The sequence below is a fragment of the Pseudomonas floridensis genome (assembly GCF_002087235.1).
In the GTDB taxonomy this organism is placed as follows: Bacteria; Pseudomonadota; Gammaproteobacteria; order Pseudomonadales; family Pseudomonadaceae; genus Aquipseudomonas; species Aquipseudomonas floridensis.
The window spans coordinates 82259-88823 of the sequence record NZ_MUIO01000096.1 but is presented as its reverse complement, the minus strand read 5'-3'; the positions used below and the strand labels follow the sequence as shown (position 1 = coordinate 88823).

General features: G+C 60.1%; 7 protein-coding genes. 3 read left to right on the top strand and 4 right to left on the bottom strand.

Annotated features, from left to right (window positions below):
- From BZK31_RS22635 to BZK31_RS22625, 3 genes are all read right to left on the bottom strand, one after another.
- A partial coding sequence (locus BZK31_RS22635) for an NADH:flavin oxidoreductase (RefSeq protein ID WP_083185534.1) occupies positions 1–971 on the bottom strand: 971 nt, incomplete at its 3' end.
- 177 nt (positions 972–1148) lie between these two features.
- The gene (locus BZK31_RS22630) at positions 1149–1637 is read right to left on the bottom strand and encodes a glutathione peroxidase (protein WP_083185533.1); all 489 of its coding nucleotides are present in this window, start codon (positions 1635–1637) and stop codon (positions 1149–1151) included.
- 130 nt (positions 1638–1767) lie between these two features.
- On the bottom strand, positions 1768–2253 hold the full coding sequence (locus tag BZK31_RS22625) for an FKBP-type peptidyl-prolyl cis-trans isomerase (protein ID WP_083185532.1): 486 nt from the start codon (positions 2251–2253) through the stop codon (positions 1768–1770).
- Positions 2254–2266: 13 nt separating this feature from the next.
- Here BZK31_RS22625 and BZK31_RS29755 point away from each other — a divergent pair, with 13 nt between their 5' ends.
- The 3 genes from BZK31_RS29755 to BZK31_RS22610 all read left to right on the top strand — a co-directional run bounded on the left by BZK31_RS29755 (position 2267) and on the right by BZK31_RS22610 (position 5704).
- Complete coding sequence (locus BZK31_RS29755; RefSeq protein WP_208617225.1) at positions 2267–2572, top strand: DUF3565 domain-containing protein; 306 nt, start codon at positions 2267–2269, stop codon at positions 2570–2572.
- A 77-nt stretch (positions 2573–2649) separates the two neighbouring features.
- Positions 2650–4740, top strand: coding sequence for a phosphate acetyltransferase (gene pta, locus BZK31_RS22615; RefSeq protein WP_083185531.1), 2091 nt, complete (start codon positions 2650–2652; stop codon positions 4738–4740).
- A 64-nt stretch (positions 4741–4804) separates the two neighbouring features.
- On the top strand, positions 4805–5704 hold the full coding sequence (locus tag BZK31_RS22610; RefSeq protein ID WP_083185530.1) for an acyltransferase: 900 nt from the start codon (positions 4805–4807) through the stop codon (positions 5702–5704).
- Positions 5705–5803: 99 nt separating this feature from the next.
- On the opposite strand, the gene BZK31_RS22605 is transcribed toward BZK31_RS22610, so the two are convergent.
- Positions 5804–6511 (bottom strand): YiaD family glycine zipper/OmpA-like lipoprotein, encoded by a 708-nt coding sequence (locus BZK31_RS22605; protein WP_083185529.1) that lies wholly within the window; start codon positions 6509–6511, stop codon positions 5804–5806.
- Positions 6512–6565 lie beyond the last annotated feature (54 nt).

Below are 6565 nucleotides of genomic sequence, written 5' to 3'. Positions count from 1 at the left end.
CCCAGGCGCTCCAGCAGCTTTTCCAGACTGGCGGGCTGGGCAATCTTGTCGGTATTGACCATGAACTGCAGAAACTCGCCGTCCAGCCCGACGCTGCCGACGGTGATGGTCGGCTTGCCGGTCAGCTTGCGGGTCCAGCCGGCCAGGTTCAGGTCCGAGCCGTCGAACTCCGGCTCCCAGAAACGCCGCGTGGAACAGTGGAAGATGTCCACGCCAGCGTCCGACAGCGATTGCAGGAATTCGCCCAGGGCTTCAGGGGTTTGCACCAGACGTGCGGTGTAATCCTGCTGCTTCCACTGTGAGAAACGGAAGATGATCGGGTAATCAGGCCCGACCGCAGCGCGGACCGCCTGGATCAACTCGATCGCGAAACGCGAACGATTGGCCAGACTGCCGCCGTATTCGTCCTCGCGCTGGTTGCTGCCTTCCCAGAAGAACTGGTCGATCAGGTAACCATGTGCCCCATGGATCTCCACGCCATCCATGCCAATGGCCTTGGCGTCGGCGGCGGCCTGGGCAAATGCGGCGACGACGTCGTCGATGTCCTGCTGGCTCATGCCGTGGACCAGTACCTGCCCGTCCTTGACCTTCTCCATCGGTCCATAGGCCGGCACGCTGCCATCCGGCTCGGTGCCCAGCCGACGAACCGACCCCACATGCCAGAGCTGCGGAGCGATCTTGCCGCCCTCGGCGTGCACGGCCTCCACCACTTTTTTCCAGCCGGCCAGCGGCGCCTCACCGAAAAACTGCGGAACGTCGGGATAACCGTTGGCGGCCTTGTGATTCACCGTCGTGCCTTCGGTAATGATCAACCCGACACCGGCGGCGGCACGTCGACGGTAGTATTCGATGACCTTCGAGTTCGGCACATGCCCTGGCGAGAAAGAGCGCGTCATCGGCGCCATGACCACACGTGACGATAATTCCAGGCTGCCCAGATGAAAGGGTGTGAACAAGGCTTTTACCGGCATGCGCGGGGTCTCCGAAAAGGGTTGATCGTTCGCGATCCGGCGCGTAGTGCCGAATCAGAAACGCAGCATAGGGCGTACCCTGAGCGAAGGCCCAGTACTATTGATTTGACTGATTTGAGCTTAGAAGCGGTAAGGACAAGGGGCGGCCGAGCTGTTGCAGGCCACCCGCGCAGACAGTCAGTTCAGCCCCAAGGCCTTTTCGATAGCCTGGATGACGGCAGGATCGTCCGGCGCCGTGCGCGGCGAGAAACGCGCGATCACTTCACCGCTTTGACGAACCAGAAATTTTTCGAAATTCCAGGTGATATCACCGGGAAACTCGGCCCCCTCACCCGCCAGCAAACGGTAGAGCGGATGGCGCTGAGGTCCATTGACCTCAAGCTTTTCGCCCAGAGGAAAGGTGACACCGTAGTTGAGCTCGCAGAAATCACCGATTTCTTTCTCGGTGCCCGGCTCCTGACCTGCAAACTGGTTGCAGGGCAGCCCGAGAATCATCAGGCCCTTGTCCTTGTATTGCTGGTAAAGGTTTTCAAGCGCTGCATATTGCGGTGTAAGCCCGCATTTGGAAGCGACATTGACAACCAGAACCGCCTTGTCCCTGAACGGTGCCAGTGAAAGCTCCTGGCCATTCAGCGCTTTCAGCTTGATGTCGTGAAAAGCACTCATGAAGAACCCCCTTGAAGCCTGAACCTTGCGCCAGAACCCGAAAAGGCGCAATGGCCGAACGCGTAACGAAAGTCGTCACCGCGCAACAGCCAGAGCGCCTTTGTCAGTGATCTGAGCTTAGCAGCACAAATCAGTGATGATGGCCGCCTTCGCCATGAACGTGGCCATGAGCCACTTCTTCTTCGCTGGCATCGCGAATGTTCACGACCTTCACTTCGAAGTTCAGGCGTTGACCGGCGAGCGGGTGGTTGCCGTCAACGGTGACGTCATCGCCATCCAGATCGCGAATGGTGACGATCTGCATGCTGCCGTCAGGACCCGAAGCGTGGAACTGCATGCCCACTTCGAGTTCGTCGACGCCTTCGAACATGCTGCGGCTCAGGGTGCTGACCAGTTCGGCGGAGTATTCGCCGTAGGCATCTTCCGGCTCGATGGCGACTTTCAGCTCGTCACCGACGTCTTTGCCGTCCAGTGCCTTTTCCAGGCCCGGAATGATGTTGCCGGCACCTTGCAGGTAAACCAGCGGCGCGCCACCGGCGGAGCTGTCGATGACCTCACCAGCGTCGTTGGTCAGGGTATAGTCAATGGAGACAGCCTTATTGGCGGCGATCGGCATGGGGACAAGACCTTTGCTTAAGATTGAAGAACGAGCAAGTTTAACCAAGCCATCGCCCGAAAGCGAACGCAACTCTGACAGACGGCCCCGATTGGAAAATTCAACGGTTATCGATTTCCGACAGGATGAAGACGGACACTGGATTGCGGTACTGTCCTGCGGCCACACCCAGCACCTGCGCCATCAGCCGCCCTGGCAGTCGCGAGCCTGGGTGCTGGACCCGGCTCAGCGCCGTCGCAGAACGGGCCAGGGCTTTGAATGTGGCTGGTGTGCTAAAGCCTCGGATAACGATAGTCTTGGCGATGAGGAACCGCGATAGACGGTTCCCTGCCTTTTTTCGGTCGGCCGGTGGGTGAATGCGCCGCGACCCTTGCACTGCTCAATCGAGAAGCCAGTATGCAGACGTTTTTCATCGCCCCCACCGATTTCGGGGTGGGGTTGACCTCCATCAGCCTCGGCCTGGTACGCACCCTGGAGCGCGCTGGCCTGAAAGTGGGTTTTTTCAAGCCTATCGCCCAGCCGCATCCCGGTGATCTGGGCCCGGAGCGCTCGACCGAACTGATGGCCCGTACCCACGGCCTCAAGCCCCCCAAGCCCTTGGGCCTTGCACACGTCGAGCGCATGCTGGGTGACGGGCAGCTCGATGAGCTGCTCGAAGAAATCATCAATCTCTATCAACAGGCGGCCGTCGGCAAAGACGTTCTAGTGGTCGAAGGCATGGTGCCGACGCGCAGCGCCAGCTATGCCGCGCGTGTCAACCTGCACCTGGCCAAGAGTCTGGATGCCGACGTGATTCTGGTCTCTGCGCCAGAAAACGAAGTGCTGACCGAGTTGTCCGGACGCGTCGAATTGCAGGCCCAACTGTTCGGCGGTCCCAAGGACCCGAAAGTGCTGGGCGTGATCCTCAACAAGGTGCGCACCGACGAAAGCATGGAAGTTTTCGCTGCGCGCCTGAAAGAGCATTCGCCACTGCTGCGCAACGGCGATTTCCGTCTGCTGGGCTGCATTCCCTATCAGGCCGAACTGAATGCGCCGCGTACCCGTGATGTCGCCGAATTGCTGGGCGCTCAAGTGCTCAATGCAGGTGATTACGATCAGCGTCGCATGACCAGAATCATCATCTGCGCACGCACCGTGCTCAATACCGTGCCTCTGCTCAAGCCGGGCGTATTGGTGGTGACGCCGGGCGACCGTGACGACATCATCCTCGCCGTCAGCCTCGCAGCGATGAATGGCGTGCCGCTGGCCGGTCTGTTGCTGACCAGCGACACCGTGCCCGATCCGCGCATCATGGAACTGTGCCGCGGCGCGCTGCAGGCCGGTCTGCCGGTGTTGTCGGTGAGCACGGGCTCGTACGACACGGCCAATCGCCTCAATCAGTTGAACAAGGAAATCCCCATCGATGACCGCGAGCGGGCGGAAATCATCACTGACTTCGTTGCCAGCCATCTGGATGCGAACTGGCTGCACCAGCGCTGCGGCACCCCTCGGGAATTGCGCCTGTCGCCTGCGGTGTTCCGCTATCAGTTGATCCAGCGTGCGCAATCGGCCAACAAGCGGATTGTATTGCCGGAAGGCAACGAGCCGCTGACCATTCAGGCGGCAGCGATCTGCCAGGCACGCGGCATCGCTCGTTGTGTGTTGCTGGCCCGACCCGAAGAGGTACACGCCATTGCGCAGGCCCACGGTATCGAGCTGCCGCCGGGCCTTGAGATTCTCGATCCGGACCTGATTCGCGAACGCTACATCGCGCCGATGGTGGAGTTGCGCAAGAGCAAGAGCCTGAACGCGCCAATGGCCGAGCAGCAGCTTGAAGATACGGTGGTGATCGGCACGGTCATGCTGGCGCTGGACGAGGTCGATGGCCTGGTGTCCGGAGTCGTGCACTCGACCGCAAACACCATTCGCCCGGCCCTCCAACTGATCAAGACCGCGCCGGGCTGCACCTTGGTGTCATCGGTGTTTTTCATGCTGTTTCCCGAGCAAGTGCTGGTCTACGGCGACTGCATCATGAACCCGCACCCGAGCGCCAGCGAACTGGCCGAGATCGCCCTGCAAAGCGCCGAATCGGCCACTGCGTTCGGGATTGCGCCGCGGGTGGCGATGATCAGTTACTCCAGTGGCAACTCGGCCAGCGGCGATGAAGTCGAAAAAGTTCGTGAAGCCACGCAACTGGCCCGCGAAACCCGACGTGATCTATTGATCGACGGGCCTCTGCAGTATGATGCCGCCGCCAATGAGCACGTCGCCCGGCAACTGGCACCCGACAGCCCGGTCGCGGGACGCGCCAACGTGTTCGTGTTTCCGGACCTGAACACCGGCAACACCACGTACAAGGCGGTGCAGCGCAGCGCCGATTGCGTGAGTCTGGGGCCGATGCTGCAGGGCCTGCGCAAGCCGGTGAACGATTTGCCGCGTGGCGCTCAGGTTGACGATATCGTTTACACCATTGCGTTGACCGCCATTCAGGCCGACACACTGGCCTGATACACACTCACGATGCCGCAGATGAAGCTGCGGCATCCGATCACTCTCCGGAGCTTTGTCCTTCATGGATTTCCTGCCTGCCCCATTGCGCGGCGTCATCGCCTCGCTGCTGTTGGCGCTGAACACCATCGTCTGCTGTACGGTGCTGTTCGTGGTCACAATCTTCAAGATCTGCCTGCCCTTCTCCGCCGCCCGGCGGCTTACCGACTGGATGATGAGCCATATCCAGGAAACCTGGATCGGCAACAACAATGCGTGGATCCGGCTGTTGTGCAACACCCGCTGGCACCTGACCGGCCTTGAAGGGCTGGACTACAAACATTCGTATCTGGTGACCAGCAACCATCAGAGCTGGGTCGACATCATGGTCCTGCAATACGTGTTGAACCGGCGCATCCGGCCCCTGAAGTTCTTCCTCAAGCAGGAGTTGATCTGGGTTCCGGTAATCGGTCTGGCATGGTGGGCGTTGGGCTTTCCGTTCATGAAGCGCTATTCGAAAGCCTACCTGGCTAAACACCCGGAAAAGAAAGGCAAGGATCTGGAAACCACGCGCCGCACCTGCGCGAAGTTTCGCCACAATCCGGTCGGCATCTTCAACTTTGCGGAAGGCACGCGCTTCACCACCGGCAAACACGCCGAACAGAACTCACCCTTCCGCCACCTGCTCAAACCCAAGGCGGGCGGCATCGCCTTTGTGCTGGATGCGATGGGCGAACAGCTGGAGTCGATCATCAACGTCACCATCCACTACCCCGGCGGCCAGCCCGGCTACTGGGACCTGCTGTGCGGCAGAGTGAAAGAGGTGGTCGCCCACTTCGAAGAGATCAAAATTCCGTCGCAGTTCATCGGCAGGAATTACGATCAGGACGGTGAATACCGCCTGGAATTCCAGCAATGGATCAACGCGTTGTGGGAAGAGAAAGACGCCTTGCTGGATCGGATGCACGAGCGGTATCGCGGATAGCCGACCGAAGCGGGAGCGAGCTTGCGTGGGAATGCTGCTCCACAACTGCCAGACCTGATCACGCCGGATGGACGCGATCAGGTTTCGAGCAGGTGAGACTTACTGCTGGTATTGCTGATACTGCTGGCCAGGAATCGGCTTGAGGTTGACCTCTACACGACGGTTTTGCGCACGACCATTGGCGTCGGCGTTGCTGGCAATCGGCTGGTCAGGACCTGCGCCGCGAACCGACAGGTGAGATTGATCGACACCCTGCGACGTCAGGTAAGTCGCGACGCTCTGGGCGCGCTGCTGCGACAGGTCCATGTTGTGCTGGCGGCTGCCGGTGCTGTCGGTGTAGCCAATGATTTCAATGTTGCTCTGATTGAACTGCTTGAGTGAACTCGCCAGGTTGTTGAGTGGCGAATAGAAGCTGCTGGCAATCGCGGACGAGTCGGTGGCGAAGGTGATGTTGCCCGGCATGATCAACTTGATCTGGTCACCCTGACGCTGCACTTCGACCCCGGTATTGGCCATGCTGGCACGCAGCGCCGCTTCCTGCTTGTCTGCGTAATAACCGTAACCGGCCGATGCGGCACCCACCACGGCAGCACCGATCAATGCACCTTTACCACGACTGTTGTGGTCGATGGCAGCACCGGCCAGCGCACCGGCCAGAGCGCCCAGTCCGCCATACTTGGCAGTTTTGTTCATGCCACCGGAGCTTTGAGCCTGACCCTGATTGTCGTAGGGATTGGACGACGTCGCACAGCCGGAAAGCATGGCCACGGCGGTAGCGGCAATAATCAAACGACGCGAAATGAACATTCAGAAGCTCCTGGGTTGGACGAACGCTAGTGACCGATTAGAGCATGGCGCCTG

What these genes read in the sequence shown, in the direction of transcription:
- BZK31_RS22630 (WP_083185533.1), bottom strand. Translation starts at nt 1,637, where the DNA reads ATGAGTGCTTTTCACGACATCAAGCTGAAAGCGCTGAATGGCCAGGAG.
- BZK31_RS22625 (WP_083185532.1), bottom strand. Translation starts at nt 2,253, where the DNA reads ATGCCGATCGCCGCCAATAAGGCTGTCTCCATTGACTATACCCTGACC.
- pta (WP_083185531.1), top strand. Translation starts at nt 2,650, where the DNA reads ATGCAGACGTTTTTCATCGCCCCCACCGATTTCGGGGTGGGGTTGACC.
- BZK31_RS22610 (WP_083185530.1), top strand. Translation starts at nt 4,805, where the DNA reads ATGGATTTCCTGCCTGCCCCATTGCGCGGCGTCATCGCCTCGCTGCTG.
- BZK31_RS22605 (WP_083185529.1), bottom strand. Translation starts at nt 6,511, where the DNA reads ATGTTCATTTCGCGTCGTTTGATTATTGCCGCTACCGCCGTGGCCATG.